The sequence below is a fragment of the Marimonas arenosa genome (assembly GCF_030848945.1).
In the GTDB taxonomy this organism is placed as follows: Bacteria; Pseudomonadota; Alphaproteobacteria; order Rhodobacterales; family Rhodobacteraceae; genus Marimonas; species Marimonas arenosa.
The window spans coordinates 209911-232279 of the sequence record NZ_JANHAX010000005.1 but is presented as its reverse complement, the minus strand read 5'-3'; the positions used below and the strand labels follow the sequence as shown (position 1 = coordinate 232279).

At 64.3% G+C, this 22369-nt stretch carries 24 protein-coding genes; 17 read left to right on the top strand and 7 right to left on the bottom strand.

Annotation, left to right across the window (positions count from 1 at the left end; genetic code table 11):
* Positions 1 to 9: 9 nt before the first annotated feature.
* The 3 genes from NO357_RS16325 to moaA form a co-directional block, all read right to left on the bottom strand.
* Entirely contained in the window at positions 10 to 381 is a 372-nt protein-coding gene (locus NO357_RS16325) for a hypothetical protein (RefSeq protein WP_306736774.1), read from the bottom strand.
* A gap of 34 nt (positions 382 to 415) precedes the next feature.
* The gene (locus tag NO357_RS16320; protein WP_306736773.1) at positions 416 to 1954 is read right to left on the bottom strand and encodes a S8 family serine peptidase; all 1539 of its coding nucleotides are present in this window, start codon (positions 1952 to 1954) and stop codon (positions 416 to 418) included.
* 113 nt (positions 1955 to 2067) lie between these two features.
* Positions 2068 to 3075, bottom strand: coding sequence for a GTP 3',8-cyclase MoaA (gene moaA / locus NO357_RS16315; protein WP_306736772.1), 1008 nt, complete (start codon positions 3073 to 3075; stop codon positions 2068 to 2070).
* Between the two features lie 152 nt (positions 3076 to 3227).
* Between moaA and NO357_RS16310 the strand changes: the two genes are divergently transcribed.
* Positions 3228 to 3671 (top strand): hypothetical protein, encoded by a 444-nt coding sequence (locus NO357_RS16310; protein ID WP_306736771.1) that lies wholly within the window; start codon positions 3228 to 3230, stop codon positions 3669 to 3671.
* A 45-nt stretch (positions 3672 to 3716) separates the two neighbouring features.
* On the opposite strand, the gene NO357_RS16305 is transcribed toward NO357_RS16310, so the two are convergent.
* From NO357_RS16305 to glmU, 4 genes are read right to left on the bottom strand one after another with little or no spacing between them, the layout of a single operon-like run.
* A complete protein-coding gene (locus tag NO357_RS16305; RefSeq protein WP_306736770.1) occupies positions 3717 to 4391 on the bottom strand; it encodes a DNA alkylation repair protein in 675 nt (224 codons plus the stop codon).
* The gene (locus NO357_RS16300) at positions 4388 to 4921 is read right to left on the bottom strand and encodes a pyridoxamine 5'-phosphate oxidase family protein (protein WP_306736769.1); all 534 of its coding nucleotides are present in this window, start codon (positions 4919 to 4921) and stop codon (positions 4388 to 4390) included. Before NO357_RS16300 ends, NO357_RS16305 begins: the two co-directional genes overlap by 4 nt.
* Positions 4921 to 6744 (bottom strand): glutamine--fructose-6-phosphate transaminase (isomerizing), encoded by a 1824-nt coding sequence (gene glmS, locus NO357_RS16295; RefSeq protein WP_306736768.1) that lies wholly within the window; start codon positions 6742 to 6744, stop codon positions 4921 to 4923. The genes NO357_RS16300 and glmS overlap by 1 nt, the downstream gene beginning before the upstream one ends.
* Positions 6745 to 8100, bottom strand: a complete 1356-nt coding sequence (gene glmU / locus NO357_RS16290; protein ID WP_306736767.1) for a bifunctional UDP-N-acetylglucosamine diphosphorylase/glucosamine-1-phosphate N-acetyltransferase GlmU — start codon at positions 8098 to 8100, stop codon at positions 6745 to 6747. It abuts the gene before it with no gap.
* A gap of 129 nt (positions 8101 to 8229) precedes the next feature.
* On the opposite strand from glmU, the gene NO357_RS16285 reads away from it, so the two are divergent.
* From NO357_RS16285 to NO357_RS16210, 16 genes are all read left to right on the top strand, one after another.
* Entirely contained in the window at positions 8230 to 8901 is a 672-nt protein-coding gene (locus NO357_RS16285) for an HAD-IA family hydrolase (RefSeq protein WP_306736766.1), read from the top strand.
* A gap of 58 nt (positions 8902 to 8959) precedes the next feature.
* Positions 8960 to 10156 (top strand): DegT/DnrJ/EryC1/StrS family aminotransferase, encoded by a 1197-nt coding sequence (locus tag NO357_RS16280; protein ID WP_306736765.1) that lies wholly within the window; start codon positions 8960 to 8962, stop codon positions 10154 to 10156.
* Positions 10153 to 10878, top strand: a complete 726-nt coding sequence (locus NO357_RS16275; RefSeq protein WP_306736764.1) for a heparan-alpha-glucosaminide N-acetyltransferase — start codon at positions 10153 to 10155, stop codon at positions 10876 to 10878. Before NO357_RS16280 ends, NO357_RS16275 begins: the two co-directional genes overlap by 4 nt.
* A 74-nt stretch (positions 10879 to 10952) precedes the next feature.
* The gene (locus NO357_RS16270; RefSeq protein WP_306736763.1) at positions 10953 to 12116 is read left to right on the top strand and encodes an isovaleryl-CoA dehydrogenase; all 1164 of its coding nucleotides are present in this window, start codon (positions 10953 to 10955) and stop codon (positions 12114 to 12116) included.
* Positions 12113 to 12607, top strand: coding sequence for a hypothetical protein (locus tag NO357_RS16265; protein WP_306736762.1), 495 nt, complete (start codon positions 12113 to 12115; stop codon positions 12605 to 12607). Before NO357_RS16270 ends, NO357_RS16265 begins: the two co-directional genes overlap by 4 nt.
* Positions 12608 to 14215: a carboxyl transferase domain-containing protein gene (locus NO357_RS16260; protein WP_306736761.1), complete on the top strand. Its 1608-nt coding sequence runs from the start codon at positions 12608 to 12610 to the stop codon at positions 14213 to 14215. It abuts the gene before it with no gap.
* Positions 14212 to 14589 carry a YybH family protein gene (locus NO357_RS16255; protein WP_306736760.1) on the top strand — a complete coding sequence of 126 codons (378 nt, stop codon included), beginning with the start codon at positions 14212 to 14214 and terminating at the stop codon, positions 14587 to 14589. The genes NO357_RS16260 and NO357_RS16255 overlap by 4 nt, the downstream gene beginning before the upstream one ends.
* A gap of 72 nt (positions 14590 to 14661) precedes the next feature.
* On the top strand, positions 14662 to 15615 hold the full coding sequence (locus NO357_RS16250; protein ID WP_306736759.1) for an NAD(P)H-dependent flavin oxidoreductase: 954 nt from the start codon (positions 14662 to 14664) through the stop codon (positions 15613 to 15615).
* Complete coding sequence (locus NO357_RS16245; RefSeq protein WP_306736758.1) at positions 15609 to 16049, top strand: thermonuclease family protein; 441 nt, start codon at positions 15609 to 15611, stop codon at positions 16047 to 16049. Before NO357_RS16250 ends, NO357_RS16245 begins: the two co-directional genes overlap by 7 nt.
* The gene (locus NO357_RS16240; RefSeq protein ID WP_306736757.1) at positions 16049 to 16459 is read left to right on the top strand and encodes an ASCH domain-containing protein; all 411 of its coding nucleotides are present in this window, start codon (positions 16049 to 16051) and stop codon (positions 16457 to 16459) included. Before NO357_RS16245 ends, NO357_RS16240 begins: the two co-directional genes overlap by 1 nt.
* On the top strand, positions 16456 to 16989 hold the full coding sequence (locus NO357_RS16235; RefSeq protein WP_306736756.1) for a thermonuclease family protein: 534 nt from the start codon (positions 16456 to 16458) through the stop codon (positions 16987 to 16989). The genes NO357_RS16240 and NO357_RS16235 overlap by 4 nt, the downstream gene beginning before the upstream one ends.
* Positions 16990 to 17047: 58 nt before the next feature.
* Entirely contained in the window at positions 17048 to 17539 is a 492-nt protein-coding gene (locus NO357_RS16230) for an O-acetyl-ADP-ribose deacetylase (protein ID WP_306736755.1), read from the top strand.
* A gap of 96 nt (positions 17540 to 17635) precedes the next feature.
* Positions 17636 to 19582, top strand: a complete 1947-nt coding sequence (locus NO357_RS16225) for an acetyl/propionyl/methylcrotonyl-CoA carboxylase subunit alpha (protein ID WP_306736754.1) — start codon at positions 17636 to 17638, stop codon at positions 19580 to 19582.
* A 183-nt stretch (positions 19583 to 19765) separates the two neighbouring features.
* Positions 19766 to 20437, top strand: coding sequence for a glutathione S-transferase family protein (locus NO357_RS16220; RefSeq protein WP_306736753.1), 672 nt, complete (start codon positions 19766 to 19768; stop codon positions 20435 to 20437).
* Positions 20438 to 20497: 60 nt separating this feature from the next.
* On the top strand, positions 20498 to 21364 hold the full coding sequence (locus tag NO357_RS16215; RefSeq protein WP_306736752.1) for a hydroxymethylglutaryl-CoA lyase: 867 nt from the start codon (positions 20498 to 20500) through the stop codon (positions 21362 to 21364).
* The gene (locus NO357_RS16210; RefSeq protein WP_306736751.1) at positions 21357 to 22148 is read left to right on the top strand and encodes a crotonase/enoyl-CoA hydratase family protein; all 792 of its coding nucleotides are present in this window, start codon (positions 21357 to 21359) and stop codon (positions 22146 to 22148) included. Before NO357_RS16215 ends, NO357_RS16210 begins: the two co-directional genes overlap by 8 nt.
* Positions 22149 to 22369: the final 221 nt, after the last annotated feature.

Genomic DNA, 22369 nt, shown 5'->3' with positions numbered 1-22369 from the left:
CGGACCTGATCACCTGAGGGTTTCGTTGGCGACGATTTCGGCCACGTCCGGAGACTCGGCCAGAGCGTCGAGTGTGCTTCGGTCAACAGCGGCCAGAAGGCTTGAGGCATTCGGCAAGCGGCGGATCAATGCGCCGCCGTGCCGTTCCAAAAGGTCTGCGACCGACTGTTCCGCCGCCTCTTTCCGCGCCTGGCTGACGTCTGTCGAGTCGCTTTCGGCCGATGGTGACACCAGAAAGCTCAGATCCGGTTGCGGCACGTCGAGGACCACGAGGACCTGAAGCGCGTCGTCGGGGTGCTCGGCAAAGAACCGGCGAACCGGAGCCGCGATCTTGGCCTCCGGTTCACGGGGTTTAGAAGAGGTCGGGCCGGCAGCCGGCATGTCACATTCTCGCGTTACTTCGAGGAGCAAAGGATCAGAAATCGCGTTTCCTGGCTTCGTCAATCGACTTTAGCACGTTGATGGCGCCATAGCCAAAGCGCTGGTCCTGTCCAGCCTCGCCGAGGTCGGCGACACCGCCAAGCAGGAAGTCCTTGGCGGTCAGGGCCTGTTTCAGAGGTTGCAGCCCCGAGAAGTCGACTGCCGCCAGCAGGAGCGCGGCGGCCCCGGCAACATGCGGCGTGGCCATCGAGGTTCCGTTGAACCTCTCGTAGGTGCCGCCCGGAACCGAAGACTTCACCGCGACGCCGGGCGCCGAGACATCGGGCTTGGTGTAGACGAGGGGCAGGAAATCATCGTTGATGAAGTTCGATTGCTGCAGGATATGGGTGCGGCCCGCGCTGAACCCGGCGCAGCGCGAGTGGATGTCGTGCGCCCCGACCGCAAGCGAGAAATAGTCGTTTCCCGGTGCGCCGGTGGTTTGATGACCGTCATTGCCGATGGCGGCCACCACCAGGACGCCGTTGACCAGGGCATCGACCAGGGCGCGCTGATAGGGCGTATCGACGGACGGGTCGAACGTGAGACCGCCGAGTGACATGTTGATCACCGACGCGCCCGAAGTGACAGACCAGTCGATGCCGGCGATGACCTGGGCCAGCGTGCCGCCCTTGTCGCCGTCGAGCACCAGACCGGCGATCAGTTCGGCGTCGGGCGCCATGCCGATCCAGCCACCGCTGGCGTTGCCGCCGACAATCGTGCCGGCGACATGGGTGCCATGGCGGCCGCTGTCGCGCGCATTGGCCACGCCCTGCTGGTTGATATTGCCGGTGGTGTCGAATTCCGCAAAATCGGCTACCTTCCCGACCAGGTCGGGGTGGGTGGCGTCGATCCTTGTGTCGAGAACGGCGACGCGTACCGGGTCGCCATTTGCCCGCTTTCCTCGCGTTCCGAACGCACTCCAGGTGCTGAGCGCCTTGGTGCGTTCCAGCCCCCATGTCGCACCGAGATATTCGCCCTCTCTGCCGAGCGTGTCTTCCTGTGCAGGGCTGACTCGCGGCGCTTTGATCGCGGCGTTTTCATAGACGCCCTCGACCGCGTCGATGTGCTCCCCGACGATGCCCGGCAGATCGCTACGTCGGACCATGATCCTCGCACCGGCAATGTTGTTGAGACGGCTGGGCCGAGCTTCTTGTTCGCGGGTCTTGTATTTGCGCACTTCCGCAACCGCGGCAGAGACGATTTGTGACGACAAGAAGCCGGAAATCAAACCGCTGGTGTCGGTCAGCGCCGCAGCCGCGAACGACCGAAGCGCCACCTGCGCCGACAGGCTGGCGTTCTGCTGGCGCAGGATACGACGGGTGGGCTTGGCCTTTTCCATCTCCTTGCGGGGTGGCGGCAGCATGTTCATCGGATCGACCATCAGAGATCGCGACCGCTCGGTATCGACCGCGGCTTCGAGAAGCTGCTCCAGCGTTGTGCTTTTTTCCGATTTGAACTGGACGATCACATCTGCGCAACGGCCGGTGGTCTCGTCCATGAGTTTCTCAAGTTGCCGTCCGACTTTTCGATCCATGACATAACTCCCGGAAAAATCGCACTTACTGAATGCTCAAACCATACAGGAAAGCGCCCGGATTTTCTATTCCGAGGTGCGCGGCTTTCCGCCAAGTCATCTTTTGGGTGTGTCTATCCGCCGGTGTGGCTCATGTGACGGGTCATCTGACCGCTAACCGTCTGGCGCGAATAGTCGAAGTCATGTCCTTTGGGCTTGCGGGCGATGGCGGCACGGATCGCCTCCTCCAGCAGGTCGTCGTCGCTGGAGGCCCGCAGAGGCGCGCGCAGATCGGCACGGTCTTCCTGGCCGAGGCACATGTAAAGCTCGCCGGTGCAGGTCAGCCGCACCCGGTTGCAGCTTTCGCAGAAGTTATGGGTCAGGGGGGTGATGAAGCCGATCTTTTGGCCGGTCTCTTCCAGCCGCACATAGCGGGCGGGGCCGCCCGACCGTTCGGCAAGGTCGGTCAGCGTATAGGTTTCGGCCAACCGGGCGCGCAGGTCTTTGAGTGGCCAATACTGACCCAGCCGGTCATCGGTGCCGAAATCCTCGCCCATCGGCATGACCTCGATCCAGGTAAGGTCCATGTCACGCGACCCGGCCCATTCGGTCATCGGGATCAACTCAGCCTCGTTGAAGCCCTTGAGCGCGACGGCATTGATCTTGACGCGGAGCCCGGCCGCCTGGGCGGCGTCGATGCCGCGCAGGACGTTGTCGAGCCGGCCCCACCGGGTGACACGAGCGAATTTCTCGGCATCGAGCGTATCAAGCGAGATGTTGACGCGGCGTACGCCGGCATCGGCGAGGTCCTGCGCGAAGCGATGCAGCTGCGAGCCGTTGGTGGTCAGTGTGAGTTCCTTGAGCGCCCCGCTTTCGAGGTGGCGCGACATGGCGCGGAAATAGGTCAGGATATCGCGGCGCACCAACGGTTCGCCACCGGTGATTCGCAGCTTCTCGACCCCGAGCCGAACGAAGGCCGAGCTGATGCGATCGAGCTCTTCCAACGTCAGCAATTCCTTCTTGGGCAGGAAGGTCATGTTTTCCGACATGCAATAGGCGCAGCGGAAATCGCAACGGTCGGTGACCGAAAGGCGCAGATAGGAAATCGGGCGCGCGAAGGGGTCCATCAGAGGGGCTGTCATGACGGAATGAAGGTAAGGGTCGGCAGGGCGCCGCGCAAGAGAGATTGTTGCACGTTGATGCTTTGGTCGGAGGCGAATAGGTTGCCGCCATGAAACGGGTATGCATTGCACTGGGTGCGGTGGTTTTGGGCGCCGGTTGCGCGCAACAGCCAATGGGAAATCAGACTATCGGGCCGGAGATCGCGGGCAGCGGTCAGATCCGGCCGGTGGCGCGGCCTGGCGAGGGTTCTACAGTAGCCAGACCACCGGCGGGCGCGCGGACGGTTTCCGAGTTCGACACCACCAGTGCAGCTGAAAAACAGTCTGCCGCGGCGGCGGCGACAGCGGCGCAGGCAAGCGGTGAAGGGCGACTGCTCGGGCGGACCGTGGCCTCGCTGGGCGATCCGACGGAACCTGGTCTTTGGATCAGGACACCACTGGTGTCCAGGCCTGGCAAGGGTAGGGTTGTCTATCCGGTCAATGGCAAGGCGGTGCAGCTCGACCTGATTCCGATCGACGCGCCGGTCACGGCAGGCAGCCGGATGTCGCTGGCGGCCCTTCGCGTGATCGAGGCACCGCTGACCGACCTGCCAGAGGTTGAGGTCTATGCCGAATAATTTACTGGCCTGCTTGATGCCGTTGAAACCAGCGATGTGCCTGGCTCAGAGGTATTTCCCGGCTTCCTTTCGGGCGAAGGGTTTCATCCGGTCGCCGTGGGTGGTCAGAAACGCGCGAGTGCGGGCAGGGTCATGTTTCGATAGGTCGCGCAACCACCAGGCCACCGCCTTCTGGATGAACCAGTCGGGATCGTCCACATAGGTCGCCGCCCAGTCCAGTACGCGGTCACGGATTTCGAGATCTTGCGGCTTGGGATGGTTCTGCTTTGTCCAAGGCAGAGTGATGACCAGCGCAGCTCGGCGAGTCCACAAGTGATCCGAGCGGGTCCAGGACTCCACGTCGGCGATGCGGGTTGAATCGGCCATCAGCCGCTTCTGACCGGCCATGCAGGCGTGATCGGCGATCGCCCAGCTGTCGAACTCAGGCACCCACCTCTGGATCAGCGTCCAGACCGCGTCATCCGGGCGGATGCGCGCCTGGGTCAGTAGCTTGGCGGCGGCGATGCGAGCTTCAAAGATGTCGGTTTTCCAAAGCTGATCGGCGAGCGCGACGCGCTCTTCGACCGTCAGCGACTGGCGCCAAATCTTGGTCAGATCGTTAAGGGCAGGGTTGGGGACGCCGAGAACCTCGCGGCTCTGCTTATGGTATTTCGCCTGGCCCTCGGCGCGGCCAGGTTCGATCAAGTCGCGGAGGGCGGCGAGCGCGTCATCCAGCGTCATCGTGTCGGAGCGCCGTCGATAGTCTGGCCGTTCTTCTTGTCCCAATAGGTGCGGATTCCGTCTGCGCCGCGGTCCTCGCTCCAAATATCGAGCGTGTCGCGGTCAGCGCGGAAATCCATGAGCGGCACGGCGTAGCCGCAGGAGGTCTGTACCAGGTCGATCGCCATGTCATAGACCTGCCGGGCGCCGATATGGGGCGGGAAATGGCTGTTGAGCTCGACCCACTCGGGGTCATCGCTATGAATGGTTCGGGCAGCGCCATAAGCGCGCAGAATGAGCGGTCGGGTGGTGAAGGCGCACCACATCAACGTCATGCGGTTGGCTTGCATCAGGTGGCCGGCGGTTTCGTTGCCCGAGCCGGTCAGGTTGCGCCACAGGATTCGGTTTGGCCCGGGCACGCGCAGGCTGTCAGAACCCTTGGGCGAGAGGTTTACACGTCCGTCTGGGGCTGCGGTGCCGACGAAAAAAATGTGTTGTTCTTCGATGAAGGCGATGTGCTGGGGCTCAAAGGCGGGGAACTGTGTGGCCATTATTCCACTGTCACCGATTTGGCGAGGTTGCGGGGCTGGTCGACATCCGTGCCCTTGGCCACCGCCGTGTGATAGGCGAGAAGCTGGGCTGGCAAGGCATAGAGGATGGGAGCGAGCAGAGGTGGAACCTGTGGCATCAGCAGGGTGATCCAGGCATCTTCCGCGGCCTCGGCGGCACCAGCCCGGTCGGTGATGAGTACGACGCGACCGCCCCGAGCGATCACCTCCTGCATGTTCGAAGCGGTCTTGTCGAAAAGCCCGTCCTTCGGGGCCATGACGACCACTGGAACGTGTTTGTCGATTAGGGCGATAGGGCCGTGCTTAAGCTCTCCGGACGCATAAGCCTCGGCATGTATATAGCTGATTTCCTTTAGTTTCAGCGCTCCTTCCAGGGCGAGAGGATACATCAGGCCGCGCCCCAGGAACAGGATGTCGCTGGCCTCGGCCAGCTTGCGCGCAGCGGCGGCCATCGGCTGTGCTTGCTCCATCGCCGTATTGAAGGCGGAGGGCAGCGCGCGAAGCTTCGATAGGTGATCGGCCAATGCTTCGTGATCGAGCGCGCCGCGATCATGCGCGGCCTTGAGCGCGAGCATCAACAGAACGGTGAGCTGGCACGTGAAGGCCTTGGTCGACGCCACCCCAATTTCGGTACCGGCGAGGATCGGGAGGGCGAGGTCGCTTTCGCGCGCGATCGAACTTTCCGGCACGTTGACCACCGACAGGATGGTCGCGGCCTTGCCGTCGCAGAAGCGCAGGGCGGCGAGCGTGTCTGCGGTTTCACCGGACTGGCTGACGAACAGCGCTGCCGTGCGGGCCGGGATCGGCGGTTCGCGATAGCGGAATTCGGACGCGATATCGACATCGACCGGCAGGCCGGCCAGTTGTTCGAACCAGTATTTCGCGGTCAGGCAGGCATAGAAAGCCGTGCCGCAGGCGACCATGGTAAGGCGGTCGATTTTGGTGAAATCGATGCCTTTTTCGGGCAGGACGATAGAGCGGCCATCGGCGGAGAGGTAGTGCATGATCGCCTCGCCGATCACACGTGGCTGTTCGGCGATCTCCTTGGCCATGAAGTGCTTGTGTCCGCCCTTGTCGACTTGGGCCGCGTCGATGGCGACGGTGCGGATCTCGCGGTTAGCGGGGCTTCCAGCCTTGTCGAGGATTTCAGCTGAGGTTCTTGAAATAACGGCGAAATCGCCCTCTTCAAGATAGGTTATCCGGTCCGTCATGGGAGCCAGCGCGATGGCGTCGGAGCCGACAAACATCTCACCTTCGCCATAACCGATGGCCAGAGGCGAGCCTTGACGGGCGGCGATCAGCAGGTCCGGTTCGCCGTCGAACAGAAAGCAGAGCGCATAAGCGCCTTCAAGGCGTTTGACCGTCTCGTAAGCAGCGTCGCGCGGGGAAAGCCCCTGGTCCATGTAGCATTGCGCCAGCAAGGCCACGGTCTCGGTGTCCGTCTCGGTGCTGAAATCAATACCCTTGGCCGCGAGCTCGGCGCGGATCTCGCGGAAATTCTCGATGATGCCGTTGTGGACCACGGCCACCGGACCGGCGCGATGCGGGTGGGCATTGTCGACGGTAGGGGCGCCGTGGGTGGCCCAGCGGGTGTGGCCGATGCCGGCTTTGCCGGGCAGCGGCTCATGCACCAGAAGGTCGGAGAGGTTCACCAGCTTGCCGACAGCGCGGCGGCGGTCGAGAGCCCCATCGTTCAGCGTAGCGATGCCGGCGCTGTCATAACCGCGATACTCCAGCCGCTTGAGTGCCTCGACCAGCAGGGGGGCAGCTTCGTGATCGCCCAAGACGCCAACGATTCCACACATTTACTTGCTCTCCTTCAAGCGCTTGGCTTTCTTGGCCCGGAGCATGTCCATCAGCTTGCGCGCCATGCCCGGCTTGTTGACCTGGTCGGCGCGGCCGATCGCCATGGCGCCATCGGGCACGTCCTTGTTGACCGTGGTGCTGGTGGCGGTCATCGCCTCGTCGCCGACCTTGACCGGCGCGATCAGCATGGTGTTCGAGCCGATGAAGCTGCGCGCGCCGATCTCGGTGCGGTGTTTCATCACGCCGTCATAGTTGCAGGTGATGGTGCCGGCGCCGATATTGGTGTCTTGGCCAACACTGGCGTCGCCGAGATAGGTCAGATGATTGGCCTTGGCGCCCTCGGCAAGTGTCGCGTTCTTGATTTCGACGAAATTGCCAACATGGACGTTTTCGGCAAGTTCTGCCCCAGGACGCAGGCGGGCGAACGGGCCGACAACGGCGCCGCGGCTAACGTGACAGCCTTCGAGATGTGAAAAGGCACGGATCCGGGCGCCGGACTCAATGGTCACCTCGGGTCCGAAGACGACGTTTGGCTCGATCAGCGCATCGCGGCCGATCACGGTGTCATGCGCGAAAAACACCGTATCCGGGGCCTGCATCGTGACGCCGTTGTCCAGCGCTTCGGCGCGGGTGCGAGCCTGGAAGGCCACCTCGGCCTCGGCCAGCTGAGCGCGGGAATTGACGCCCAAGGTTTCGGTCTCGTCGCAGGTCACGGCTGTGGCCGAAAGGCCGCGGGCGCGGGCGATGGCGACGATGTCGGTAAGGTAGTATTCGCCGCTGGCATTGTCATTGCTCACGCCTTCGAGTAATCCGAACAACGTCTCATTCGAAGCGCAAACAACCCCGCTGTTACAGAGGTTTATGGCGCGTTCCTCAATCGATGCATCGGCGTGCTCGACAATCGCTTCCAGCACGTCTCCGGCCATGATCAGCCGGCCGTAACGTCCCGGATCGGAGGCTTTGAACCCCAACACCACGACATCGTGGGTTTGCCGCGCCTCGGCCATTTTCTCGAGCGTTTCAGGGCGGATGAAGGGCGTGTCGCCATAAAGCACGATAACGTCGCCGGTGAAGCCTTGGAGCGCATCGCGGGCGCAGAGCACGGCATGGCCGGTGCCATGCTGTTTCTCCTGAAGCACGACTTCGGCGCGGTCATCGAAGTCGCGCGCGACCGCGGCGACCTGCTCGGCGCCATGGCCGGCCACAATTACGGTTCGCTCGGGGTCGAACCCGGCGCCGGATTTCATCGCATGCACCAGCAGCGGTGCATGGGCGACCTCGTGCAGAACTTTCGGGAGATCGGATTTCATCCGCGTGCCTTGCCCCGCGGCGAGAATGATCAAAGCGGTGCTCATCAAGGTTTCTCTTGTTATTGCCTTGGCGGACGTTTTATCCGGTTGGAGGCGCGAGGCAAGGGTGGCCGCGTTCAATATAGATTGCGGAATGTGACGGGCGGCGGCAGGTTCGTGCCGAAAGGGGCAGGCATGAAGACAGTGATTTTCGATCTCGATGGGACGCTGGCCGATACCAGTGGCGATCTGATTGCCGCGGCAAATGCCTGTTTCCGCGAGATGGGGGTGGGCGACATGCTCGATGCGGGGCGGGATGCAGGCACCGCGTTGCGCGGTGGCAAGGCGATGCTGCGTCTCGGGCTTGAACGACTCGGCGCGGCCGAGGATGCGGTGATCGAGCGCTGGTATCCACGGCTACTGGAGGCCTATGCCGAGGACATCGATCGCCACACGGCGCTTTATCCCGGCGCCATGGAGGCGGTCGAGACGTTGCGCGGAGCCGGGTTCGGCGTTGGCATCTGCACCAACAAGCCCGAGGCGCTGGCCGAAAGGTTGCTGCGCAGCCTTCGGGTGCGCGAGGCGTTTGCGTCGCTGGTCGGGGCCGATACGCTGCCGCAGCGAAAGCCCGATCCCGAGCCGCTCTTGGAGGCGGCGCGGCGAGCCGGGGGGCGGCCAGAGCTGACCTGCCTGGTGGGCGATAGCGACACCGATCGCAAGACCGCGCGGGCAGCGGGTGTACCCTGCATCCTGGTCACATTTGGGCCATCAGGCGAAGACATGGCGGCGCTGCAACCCGAGGCGCTGATCGCGGCGTTCGGTGAGTTGCCGGGCGTGGTCGCGAGATTGCTGGCACGGGGCGCATGACAGCCGGCACCTGACGGCAACGTTGACGCCAGCGCGCGGGCAACGCAGAACAGAAGCCATGGAAAAGTTCACCGGCAACTTCACCCAGCAGGAGCCGATCCCCGACGAGGCGATCGAGGCGGCGGTTGCCGTGATGAAGAGTGGACGACTTCACCGCTACAACGTCGTGGGCGACGATCCTGGTGAAGTCGCCCTGCTGGAACAGGAGTTCGCCGCCGCAATCGGGGCGACGTACTGCGTCGCAGTGGCCTCGGGCGGCTATGCCCTGGCTTGTGCCCTTCGGGCGGTTGGGGTCAAGCCCGGCGACCGGGTGTTGACCAATGCCTTCACCCTGGCCCCGGTGCCGGGGGCGATCGCCAGCATCGGCGCGATGCCGGTTTTCGTCGGGGTCACGGAGCAACTGGTGATCGATCTCGACGATCTGGCCGGCAAGGCAGGACAGGCGGATGTGTTGATGCTGAGCCATATGCGTGGGCATCTCGCGGACATGGACCGGCTGATGGCGATCTGCGATGCGGCCGGCGTGAAGGTAATCGAGGATTGCGCCCACACGATGGGGGCAAAATGGCGGGGGCGGTTCAGCGGTACGGACGGTCTCGTGGGGTGTTACTCGACCCAGACCTACAAGCATCTCAACTCGGGCGAAGGCGGCTTTCTGGTAACTGATGACGACGAGATCGCGGCGCGGGCCGTGATCCTTTCGGGGTCCTACATGCTTTATGGTCGACACCTTGCCGCGCCCGGGCCGGAGGTGTTCGAACGGGTAAAGTACCACACACCCAATGTTTCAGGCCGGATGGATAATTTACGGGCAGCGATCCTGCGACCGCAGCTGAAGCGCCTGAAAGCGCAATGCGAGGCCTGGAACGCGCGCTACCGCGCGGTGGAAGCCGGCCTGCGAGGCGCCCCGGGGCTGACGGTTGTCGAACGGCCTGAGCAAGAGTATTTCGTCGGGTCGTCGATCCAGTTCCTGCTGTTCGATTGGGCCGAGGAGAAAATCGCCGCGGTGATGGAGCGCTGTGCGGCCCGCGGGGTGGAGCTGAAATGGTTCGGTGGGGCGGAGCCCAGCGGGTTCACCAGCCGCTATGACAGCTGGCGCTATGCGCCAAGCACACGGATGCCCGCCAGCGACCGGGTGTTGAAGGCGATCCTCGACATGCGCTTGCCGTTGACCTTCAGTCTCGAGGATTGTGCACTGATCGCCCGGATCATCCGGGCCGAAGTCGGCGCGGTCTACCAGGGCGAAACGGCTTGAGCCGGATCGTCGCGCTCGATCTGGCGCGCAGCGCCGCGTTGCTGGCGATGGTGGTGTTCCATTTCACCTTTGATCTCGAGATGTTCGGGTTGATCGCACGGGGAACGATCGGCTCGCCGCCGTGGCAGCTTTTTGCGCAATGCATCGCTGGGAGTTTTATTTTCCTGTCCGGGGTCAGCCTGTGGCTGGCCCATAGCGGCGGAGTGCGGCCGCGGGCATTTCTTCGGCGGCTGGCGCTGGTCGCCGGGGCGGCGGCGCTGGTGACGCTGGCCACCCGTATAGCGGTGCCCGAAATCTTCGTCTTCTTTGGCATTTTGCACTGCATCGCGGTGGCGGGAGTGGTTGGGCTGGCCTTTTTGCGGCTGCCGTCCGGAGTGACGCTCGCCGCTGCGGCGGCGGTATGGGTGGCGCCTGGGTTTCTGACGGGGCCGGGGTTCGATCATCCCTGGCTGATCTGGACCGGACTCGCGACGCAAGTGCCGCCGACGCTCGATTTCGTACCGGTGTTTCCCTGGGCGGGGCCGGCGCTGGCGGGGCTCGCGGTTGCCCGGCTGGCGGATCGCGGAGGCTTGATTGAACCGTTGCGGCAGGCTGGTCCGCCCCAGGCGGTGATGCGGTGGCTGGCCTGGCCGGGGCGGCACAGCCTGATTGTCTATCTCGTTCACCAGCCGGTCCTGATGAGCCTGGTCTGGCTTCTGGCTCGGCTGCGCCCGCTCGGGTGATGCCGAAGCTGTTGATCCGAATCGGGCGATCGGCTAGGAAATGAACAACTGTTCAATAAACTGGAGGGCAACCCATGTTCATGGGGGCGATGAAATTCGATCTGGGCGAGGACATCATGGCGATGCAGGAGATGGTGCATCGCTGGGCGCAAGAGCGGATCAAGCCGATGGCGGCCGAGATCGACGCTGCCAACGAATTCCCCAACGAACTGTGGCGTGAGTTTGGCGAACTGGGTCTTCTTGGCGTCACCGTGCCGGAAGAATATGGCGGCGCGGGGATGAGCTATCTCGCGCATGTCATTGCGGTGGAAGAGATCGCGCGCGCTTCTGCCTCGGTATCGCTGTCCTATGGGGCGCATTCGAACCTCTGCGTCAACCAGATCAAGCTCAACGGCAGCGAGGAGCAGAAGCACAAGTACCTTCCCGGCCTGATTTCCGGCGAACATGTCGGCGCGCTGGCGATGAGCGAGCCCGGCGCCGGGTCGGACGTGGTCAGCATGAAGCTGCGCGCCGACAAGAAGAATGACCGCTTCGTACTCAACGGCAACAAGTACTGGATCACCAATGGTCCCGATGCCGATACGCTGGTGGTCTATGCCAAGACCGACATGGAGGCGGGCTCGAAGGGCATTACCGCTTTCATCGTCGAGAAGGAGATGAAAGGGTTCTCGACCTCTCCGCATTTCGACAAACTGGGCATGCGCGGCTCGAACACCGCCGAACTGATCTTCGAGGACGTGGAGGTGCCGTTCGAGAACATCCTGGGCGAGGAAGGCAAGGGCGTGCGCGTGCTGATGTCGGGGCTCGACTACGAGCGCGTGGTGCTCAGCGGCATCGGCACCGGCATCATGGCGGCCTGCCTTGACGAGGTGATGCCCTACATGAAGGAGCGCCAGCAATTCGGCCAGCCGATCGGCAACTTTCAACTGATGCAGGGCAAGATCGCCGACATGTATACCGCGATGAACTCGTCGCGGGCCTATGTCTACGAGGTCGCCAAGGCCTGTGACCGGGGACAGGTCACCCGCCAAGACGCAGCGGCCTGTGTACTTTACGCCAGTGAAGAGGCGATGAAGGTGGCGCACCAGGCGGTGCAGGCCTTTGGCGGGGCGGGGTACCTCTCCGACAACCCGGTGGGCCGCATCTTCCGCGACGCCAAGCTGATGGAGATCGGGGCGGGGACGTCCGAGATCCGCCGCATGCTGGTAGGCCGTGAATTGATGGGGCTGATGGGATGAGGCTATCCTGGCTTGCCGTTTCCTGCTCGATAACGATCGCGCTGTCTTTTCAGGTCCAAGCGGAAGAGACAGCGACGCTCGATGTGCCGGATTGGTTCATGAAGTGCCTGTCGATTTCCGCCGATGCGCCGGGCGCGCAGGCCCGGGAGATGGATTGCGTCAACTTGGCAGAGCACTATTGCCGAACGACCAGAGAAGATGCTGCCGTTACGCCCTGTTTGGAAGGGCTGGAACGGGATGCGCTGGCGCGGAGCGAAGCGCTTTCGGCTCGGCTTGCTGGTTCGGAGGCCCCGCATGGGTTTAAGCCGCGGGAGCAGAGCCTTTTCGAGCGGCGTTTGAAGCGGGCGCTTGGAGGGGAAGAGTATACCTATACGGGTTGCGGCTCTGCCGGGACACAGGGAAGCTGTGGTTTTCTTGAAGTTGGCTTGCGGTTCGTGGAACTGCGTAGCCTGGCGCGGCAAGTCGGACTTACTTCAGACGAGAGTGATTGAATGAAACTGCAATCCCAAGCCATACCGTCTTCGGACGCGTTCAAGACGAACCGCGAGGGGCATCTGGACGCATTGCGCGTTGCGCAGGAAGCCGCTGAATTGGCAGCCGCGGGCGGCGGCGAGAAGGCACGCGAACGACATGTCAGCCGCGGCAAGATGTTGCCGCGGGAGCGGGTGGCGAACCTGCTCGATCCCGGCTCGCCTTTTCTCGAGATCGGCGTGACGGCGGCGCATGCGATGTATGACGGCGCAGCGCCCTGCGCGGGGATCATCTGTGGCATCGGGCAGGTACATGGCCGCGAGGTTATGGTGGTGTGCAACGACGCCACCGTGAAGGGCGGCACCTATTACCCGATGACGGTGAAAAAGCACCTGCGCGCCCAGGAAGTCGCCGAGCAGAATCATCTGCCTTGTATCTATCTGGTCGACAGCGGTGGCGCCAACCTGCCTAACCAGGACGAGGTCTTCCCCGATCGCGAGCATTTCGGCCGGATCTTCTTCAACCAGGCCAACATGAGCGCGATGGGCATTCCGCAGATCGCGGTGGTGATGGGATCGTGCACCGCCGGTGGCGCCTATGTGCCGGCGATGTCGGACGTGTCGATCATCGTCAAGGAGCAGGGCACGATCTTCCTCGCCGGTCCGCCGCTGGTGAAGGCCGCGACCGGCGAGGTCGTGACCGCCGAAGATCTGGGCGGCGGGGACGTGCACACGCGGCTGTCCGGCGTGGCGGATTACCTGGCCGAGGACGATGCCCATGCGCTGGCGCTGGCGCGGCGCGCGGTGGCCTCGCTCGCCGGTCCGGTCGGACCGTCGCGCGTCTTACCAGAAAGCTGGGAGGAGCCGGCTTTCGATCCCGAGGAAATCCTGGGCGTGGTGCCGGCCGATCTGCGCACGCCCTATGACATCCGCGAGGTGATCGCGCGGGTCGTGGATGGAAGCCGCTTCGATGAGTTCAAGGCGCGGTTCGGCGAAACGCTGGTCTGCGGGTTTGCCCAGGTGAAAGGCATTCCGATTGGGATCGTCGCCAACAATGGCGTGCTCTTTAGCGAAAGCGCGGTCAAGGGCGCGCATTTCGTGGAGCTGTGTTCGCAGCGCAAGATACCGCTGGTCTTCCTGCAAAACATCACCGGCTTCATGGTCGGCCGGAAATACGAAAACGAGGGCATTGCCCGGCACGGCGCCAAGATGGTCACGGCGGTGGCCTGCACGCAGGTGCCGAAGATCACCATGCTGGTAGGCGGCTCGTTCGGAGCGGGCAACTACGGCATGGCGGGTCGCGCCTACAGCCCGCGCTTTCTGTGGACCTGGCCCAACAGCCGCATTTCCGTAATGGGCGGCGAGCAGGCGGCGGGCGTTCTGGCCACCGTCAAACGCGACGCGATGGTGCGCGCGGGCGAGGATTGGAGCGCCGAGGAGGAGGCCGAGTTCAAGCGCCCCACGATCGAGATGTTCGAAGAGCAGGGCCACCCGCTCTATGCCAGTGCGCGGCTGTGGGACGACGGCATTGTAGATCCGCGCAAGACCCGCGATGTGCTGGCCCTGTCCCTGCGTGCGGCGCTGAATGCACCGATCGAGGAGACACGTTTCGGCGTGTTCCGGATGTGAGCATTCTGACCCAGGGCCAGGCAGAGGACAAGGCGCGCGATTGGGTGGCGGCCTGGAACCGGCGCGACCTGGAAGCGGTGATGGCGCATTATGCCGAGGAGGTCGAGATTTGCTCACCGCTGGTGGTGAAGCGGCTGGGGCGGGCAGACGGCTGGCTACGCGGCAAAAAAGAGCTGCAGAGCTATTTCGCACGCGGCATGAGCAATGAGGCGCTGCGTTTCGAGTTGGAGGACGTGCGGCTGGGGGTGAATGCGATGGTTGTGCTCTACGCCCGCGAAAACGGGATGCGCGTGGCCGATATGAGCGAGCTGGACGCTCAAGGCCTGATCCGCCGCATGGTGGCCTGCTATGCCGGGGGCGAGAGCGATGCGTGAGGCGGACCAGGAATTTCCAAATTTTCCTGGAAAGATTCTTCGAAAAAAATTGGCCGGCAGCGAGGGGATGTGATGGCGTATCTGCCGATAGAGACTCCGTTGACGCGGGCCTTCGGGCTGCGTGCGCCGATTGTCAGCGCGCCGATGGCCTTTGCCGGTGGCGGCCGCCTGGCGGCTGAAGTCAGCCGCGCCGGGGGGCTTGGCTTCATCGGCGGCGGATATGGCGACGGCGACTGGATCGAGGACCAGTGGAAATTGGCGGGTGACGCGGCTGTCGGCGTGGGTTTCATCACCTGGAGGCTGGCGGAGCGGCCGGAACTGCTCGACCGGGCGCTGGCGCGGGGGCCGCGCGCGGTGTTCCTGTCATTCGGCGATCTGGCGCCCTTTGCCGACAAGGTGAAGGCGGCCGGCGTGCCGTTGGTCGCGCAGATTCAGACGCTGGCGGCGGCGCGCGAGGCGCTTGCGGCCGGTGCTGACGTCGTCGTGGTGCAAGGCGCCGAGGCCGGCGGGCACGGCTCGGGTCGGGCGACACTGACGCTGGTGCCTGAGGTCGTCGACCTGGTGGCAGGTCGCGCGCTGGTGCTGGCGGCGGGCGGCATTGCCGATGGGCGCGGTCTGGCAGCGGCGCTGATGCTGGGGGCCGACGGGGTCAATGTCGGGACGCGGTTCTGGGCCAGCCGCGAGGCGCTGGTGGCGGGTGCGCAGCACGATGCGGCACTGGCCGCAAACGGAGATGCGACGGTGCGCTCATCCTTGCCGGATATGGCGCGCGGCTTTGACTGGCCGGGCGACTGGAACGTCCGCACCTTGCGTAACAACTGGATCCGGCGCTGGGAGGGCGAACCGGAGGGACCGGTATCGGACACGGCACGAGCCGAATACGCGCGCGGCGTCGCGGCGGGCGACCCTGAGGTCGCTCCGGCGATTGTGGGGGAAACCGTCGGGCTGATCCACGAGATCCTGCCGGCGGAGGACATCGTGACGCGGATGATGCGCGAGGCGCGGGAGGCGATGTCGCGATGGTGATCTTGGCGCGGGCCTTGATCCTGACCGCGGCGACGCTGGCGGTATGGCTTTACATCGTGCGCTGGCAGGCGCGCGGCGGGCAGGCCAATACCTGCGGGGTGAGCTACGTCTATGACGGGGATACCGTGGCGCTGGATTGTGGTGGGCGCGAAGTCACGGCCCGGTTACAGGGGCTGGATGCTCCCGAGACCCGCGATGCGGGCTGCGAGGCCGAACGGGTGGCAGGTAACGCGGCGACAGCGCGCCTGAGGGCGCTGGTGCGTCAGGGAGTTGTCACCTACCGCCGGCGCGGAACGGACAAATACGGCCGCTGGTTGATCCGGCTGAGTGTCGACGGGCAGGACGTGGCTGAGCGAATGATCGCCGAGAGGTTGGCGGTGCCCTATGCCGGCGGTGGCCGGATCGACTGGTGCAAGCGGTTGGGAGCGGCGTGATGGAGCTCGATCAGGCTCTGATGCGATTTCCGGGAGCGGTTGCGTTCCGCTACGGTGACGGGTCGGTCCTAAATGCGCAAATCCTGGCGCTGGTGCGGAGCGGCGCCAAAACGGTGACCTGCGATGCGCTCAAGGGATTCCAGGCGCGGGGAGAGGCTTTGCCTGAGGTCGGCCGAGTGGATATCGCCTGTGACTGGGACTGGTGCCCGGTTTGCGCGGTGGAGACGGTGGAGGTGCTGATCCTGCCGTTCGAGACGATGAGCGAAGAACTGGTGGCAGACCAGGGCGAATTCTCCCATCTCGCGGATTGGCGACGAGGTTACAGGTCGTATCTGGACCGCGGCGTGGGGTTCACGCCAGGCATCGAGATGGTGGTAGAACGGTTCCGGCTGGTGGAGGCGTTTGCATGACACGCCGCAACAACATCTTTACGTTCAGCCGCGACTATCCACGGGCCAGGAAACTCGACATGGGACTGCCGCCACGGCGTCCTCGGAGGCGCAACTGGCGCGGAAAGATGGGACTTTTCGTGGCGATTGCCATCCTGAGCGTTGCAGTTTTTCCCAGTGTTATTGATGCGGGGTTGAGCCTGACAAAGCAAAACACAGGGTGTCGTGTCTGGCGTATCGTCGATGGGGACACGGTGAAACTGAGCTGTCCGACATCGGGTTACGGATCGGGCCGGTTGCTTGGCTTTGACACGCCGGAATACAAGGCCCGCTGCCTACACGAGTTCGTCCTCGCGATCCGGGCGACCTATGTATTGCGCTGGCGATTCTGGACGGCGCGCCGTGTCTCGGTCACGGCCGTCGGCCGCGACAAATACGACAGGCGGCTGGTGCGTATGCGGCTTGATGGTCGCGACGTCGGTCCCGCGATGATCCGTGCGGGATATGCCCGTTCCTACGCGGGCGGGGCGCGTGATGGGTGGTGCCTGTGATGACGGAGCGGGTTATGCGGTTCGATCTTACGAAATCCGATTGGAACGGAGAGGAAGAATGATCGAGGTCTGGCGCGGGGATATCACCACGCTCGGGGTGGATGCGATCGTCAATGCGGCGAACTCCTCGCTTCTCGGCGGGGGTGGGGTGGACGGGGCGATTCACCGCGCCGCCGGACCGGACCTGCTGGCGGAATGCCGTGGGCTGGGTGGCTGTCCGACCGGCCAGGCCAGGATAACGCGAGGCTACCGCCTGCCGGCGAAATGGGTCATCCACACGGTGGGACCGGTCTGGCGGGGTGGCACGGCCGGTGAGGACGAATTGCTTGCCTCTTGTTACAGCGAGAGCGTGACGCTTGCGCGGGAAAAAGGCTGTGACAGTATTGCTTTCCCGGCGATTTCGACCGGAGTCTATGGCTTTCCCAAAGACCGGGCAGCGCGGATCGCGGTGCGGGTGCTGAAGGACGCGGGTATGCGCGTGGTGCTGGTGGCGTTCGACGGCGATACGGAAGCGCTGCTGCGGGCGATGGTCGAGGAAGCCAAGGCATGATGTGGTCAGACTGGGTCTGAGGGAATATTCGAAATGGCGCGGTTGCGTGTAACGGCAGAGGCAGGCGACCCGAACTGATTGCGAAGGAGACACGACATGTTCGACAAGATCCTGATTGCCAACCGGGGCGAGATCGCCTGCCGCGTGGCCAAGACCGCGCGCGCGATGGGGGTGAAGGTGGTGGCGGTCTATTCCGACGCCGACGCCGGCGCGGTGCATGTGGCCGCCGCGGACGAGGCGGTGCATATCGGCGGCTCGGCCCCGGCGGAAAGCTATCTGCGCGGCGAGCGTATCATCGAGGCGGCGCTCGCCACCGGAGCGCAGGCGATCCATCCGGGCTACGGCTTCCTCAGCGAAAACCCCGATTTCGTCCGCGCGGTCGAGGCGGCCGGGCTTGTCTTCATCGGACCGTCGGCCAGGGCGATCGACGCGATGGGGCTGAAGGATGCGGCGAAGAAATTGATGGAGGCGGCCGGGGTGCCGGTGGTGCCGGGATACCATGGCGACAACCAGGACCCCGAGCATCTGTCGGGCGCGGCGGATGCCATCGGTTATCCGGTGTTGATCAAGGCGGTGGCGGGCGGCGGCGGCAAGGGTATGCGGCTGGTCGAGAAACCGGAGGAATTCATGGATGCGCTGGCCAGTGCGCGGGGTGAGGCGAAAACAGCGTTCGGCAACCCGGCGGTGCTGATCGAAAAGTTCGTCGCCCAGCCCCGGCATATCGAGGTACAGATTTTCGGCGACGGCGAAAGGGCGGTGCATCTTTTCGAACGCGACTGTTCGCTGCAGCGCCGACACCAGAAGGTGATCGAGGAAGCGCCGGCCCCGGGCATGACCGCTGAGATGCGCGATGCGATGGGGCACGCTGCGGTGCGCGCGGCGGAGGCGATCGGCTACAAGGGAGCTGGCACAGTCGAGTTCATCGTCGACGGGTCAAAGGGGCTGCGGCCTGACGGGTTCTGGTTCATGGAGATGAACACCCGCCTGCAGGTGGAACATCCCATCACCGAGGCGATCACCGGCATCGACCTGGTGGAATGGCAGTTGCGCGTCGCGTCGGGCGAGGGGGTGCCGATGACACAGGACCAACTCTGCATCACCGGCCATGCCTTCGAGGCGCGGCTCTATGCCGAAGACGTGCCCAAGGGCTTCCTACCAGCGACCGGAACGCTGTCACATCTGCGCTTTGCCGCCGGCGCCCGCGCCGATAGCGGCGTGCGGGGGGGCGACACGATTTCGCCCTTCTACGATCCGATGATCGCAAAACTCGTCACCCATGGGCCGACGCGCGAGGTCGCGCTGAAGAAGATGGCGCAGGCGCTGCGCGAAACGCAGGTGGCCGGCACGGTGACGAATCTTGCGTTCCTGGGCGCGCTTTGCGGGCACGCGGGATTCGCGAGAGGGGAGGTCGATACCGGTTTGATCGCACGCGATCTCGATCGGCTTGTCACGGTGTCGGAGCCGGGGCCGCAGGTAATCGCACAGGCGGCGATGGCGGCGCTGAACCTGCTCGACGCGCCAGGTTGGGACAGGGGTTTCGCGTTGTGGCTGCCGGCGCGGCGTCGTGTAACACTGGATTGGGACGATGAGCCGCAGGAGTTGGCCGTCATGGTGCAACCCGGCGGCACGGTGCGGATCCAGACCGGCGATCGCGCGGTGGAAGCCGTGTGGCAGAACGGCTGGCGTTTCGACGGCACCCCGGCCGCACCCTGGGTTTTGATCGGCGGAGTCGTGACGGTGTTTGCGGACTATGGCCGGGCCTTCCGCGTTGTCGACCCTCTGGACCGGGCTATGGCGGGTAGCGCCGGATCGGGGCTGATCGAGGCACCGATGCCGGGGCTGGTCAAGGCGGTCTTCGCGGTCGCCGGTCAGGCGGTTTCCGCCGGGGACAGGCTGGCCGTGCTCGAGGCGATGAAGATGGAGCATGCCTTGCTGGCGGCCCGTGACGGGGTGGTGGCCGAAGTGCTGGTCGGGAACGGGGAACAGGTGGAAGCCGGCGCGGCGCTCATTCGTCTGGAAGAGGACGCGGAGGACGCCGCGTGAGTGCAATTTGTCCTGCTGTCTCGGGGCGGCACCCCGCTCCTGTGCCCCGGCCGCTTCGGCAGGCAGGAACGGCGTCGTCGCGCCCTGCGGTGCAGACGACGCGGATTATCGTGAAATCGTTGGCCGCTGCCAGGGTGCAGCGCCAGCCGGTGCTGAACCACACATGACGAGGAGTGGCGCGAGATGAGGGCAGACGGGATCAGGCTGCACAGCGTGGCGGGCTCGCGCTCGTTCCGGGTGTTGTGGCTGCTGTACGAGCTGGGACTGGAGCCGGAGGTGATCTCCTATGACATTGCCAAGGGTGATCTGCGTAATCCGGAGTTCCTGGGGCTGAGCCCGGCGGGACGGGTGCCGGTTCTGGAGATTGATAGGCAGGTATTGTTTGAAAGCGGTGCGATCGTGGAATACCTGGCCGAGACTCATCCGCAGGCGGGGCTGGCCCCGATGCCGGGCGAGCCCGAGCGCGCCAAGTATCTGACCTGGCTGCATTATGCCGAGACGGTGGGGGTGCTGATCCAGAACCTCAATCTGCAGCAGGTTTTCTTGCCCGACCCGTCAATGCGTTCGCCAACGGTAATCGGTATTGAAGTCAAACGGTTGGCGATCTCTCTGAAGCCTTTGGAACGGTTGTTTGCAGCGCAGGATTACCTGCTGGCGCGCGGCTTTTCGGCGGCCGATACGATGATGGGTTTCACCCTGGAATCGGCGCGTCACTACGTGCATTTCGACCGGTTCCCGGCGCTTTCGGCCTACAAGGCACGGATCGAGGCAAGGCCGGCCTATCAGCGGGCGCTCGAGACGGAGGGGTTGCAGCAGTTTTATGACCGCGAGTTCTATGAGGTGCCGGAAGGGTGAGCCGGGACGGCGGAAGCTCCTCGCGGGGATTTTCCTGGCGGGATGAAGGGGGAGGTGCAAGTGGCAGAATACGTTGAGATATTCGAGATGGGGCCGCGCGACGGGCTGCAGAACGAAAAACGGTTGATCCCGACCGAGGAGAAGATCGCGCTGGTCGATCTGTTGAGTGAGGCCGGGTTCCGGCGGATCGAGGTGGCGAGTTTCGTTAGCCCGAAATGGGTGCCGCAGATGGCCGACTCGGCCCAGGTGCTGGCGGGGATCACGCGCGCGCCGGGGGTGCGCTATGCGGCGTTGACGCCGAACATGCGCGGCTTCGAAGCGGCGGTGGCGGCGGGGGCCGACGAGATCGCGGTGTTCGGGTCGGCCTCGGAAGGCTTTTCGCGCGCCAATATCAATGCCAGCATTGCCGAGAGCATCGACCGGTTCGAGCCGGTGATTGCAGCGGCGAAAGCGATCGGGCTGCCGGTGCGGGGCTATATCTCTTGCGTCACCGACTGCCCCTATGACGGCCCGACCGATCCGGCGACAGTGGCCTATGTCGCGGATTTGCTTTTGAAAAAAGGTTGCTACGAGATCAGCCTCGGCGACACGATCGGGCAGGGCCGGCCGGAAACGATCGACGCCATGCTGGACGCGGTGTTGGATGTGGTGCCGGCTGACAAGCTGGCCGGGCATTACCACGACACCGCCGGGCGGGCGCTGGCCAATATCGATGTGTCGTTGGCGCGCGGTCTGCGGGTGTTCGACGCCGCGGTGGGCGGGCTTGGCGGCTGCCCGTATGCCCCGGGTGCGGCCGGCAACGTGGCGACAGAGGCCGTGCATGACCGGTTGAACGAACTTGGATATGATACCGGGCTTGATCGGCAAGTGCTTGAAAAGGCAGGGGAAATGGCGCGGAAAATGCGAGAGGACAAAGCCGATGTATGAGACACTGAACCTCGAGACGGACGCGCGCGGGGTGGCGACGCTGTGGCTCGACCGGGCCGACAAGCACAACGCGATGTCGGGCGAGATGATCGAAGAATTGTCCAGCGCGGCCAAGGCGCTGGACCAAGATGACGCGGTGCGCGTCGTGATCCTTGCCGCGAAAGGCAAGAGCTTCTGCGCCGGCGGCGATCTGCGCTGGATGCAGGCGCAGATGGCGGCGAAGGCCGAGCAGCGCCGCGCCGAGGCGCGCAAACTGGCGATGGCGCTTTATGCCCTCAACACCCTTTCCAAACCGTTAATCGCCCGGGTGCAGGGCAATGCCTTCGGCGGCGGCATCGGCATGATGTCGGTCGCCGATGTGGCGGTCGGGGCCGAAGGTGCCAAGTTCGGTTTGACCGAGGTTCGGCTGGGACTGATCCCGGCGACGATCAGCCCTTACGTGCTGGCCCGGATGGGCGAGACGCATGCCCGCAAGGTGTTCATGTCGGCCCGCATCTTCGACGCACAAGAGGCTGAAAAACTTAATCTTCTTTCGAGAGTGGTGGCCGCGGACGAGCTCGATGCGGCGGTCGAGGCAGAGGTCGCGCCCTATCTAAGTGCGGCCCCCGGTGCGGTGGCGGAATCGAAGCGACTGGCCCGGATGCTGGGCCCGGCGATCACCCCCGAGATCATCGACGCCACCATCGACCGGCTGGTGGCGACCTGGGAGGGAACGGAGGCGAGAGAGGGTATTGCCGCCTTCTTCGACAAGCGGCCCGCGCCCTGGGCAACGCCCGGGGGTTAATGGCACCGCACGGTCAAAATCGCCGGTATGGCAGCCTGGCTGGCAGGCTGGCTGGCCGCCTGTATTGCGAGTGAAATCGTCAGGCATTAACGGTTCGTTCAGTTAACGCCGCGCGCGGCCGAACCGTGGTGCGGAGCTTGGACGGTTCGGACTTGGGCGAACCGGCGCTGAGGTGTTAACCTGCGTCCGACGGACCGCGCGGCGGCCGGATTCTCTTGGGG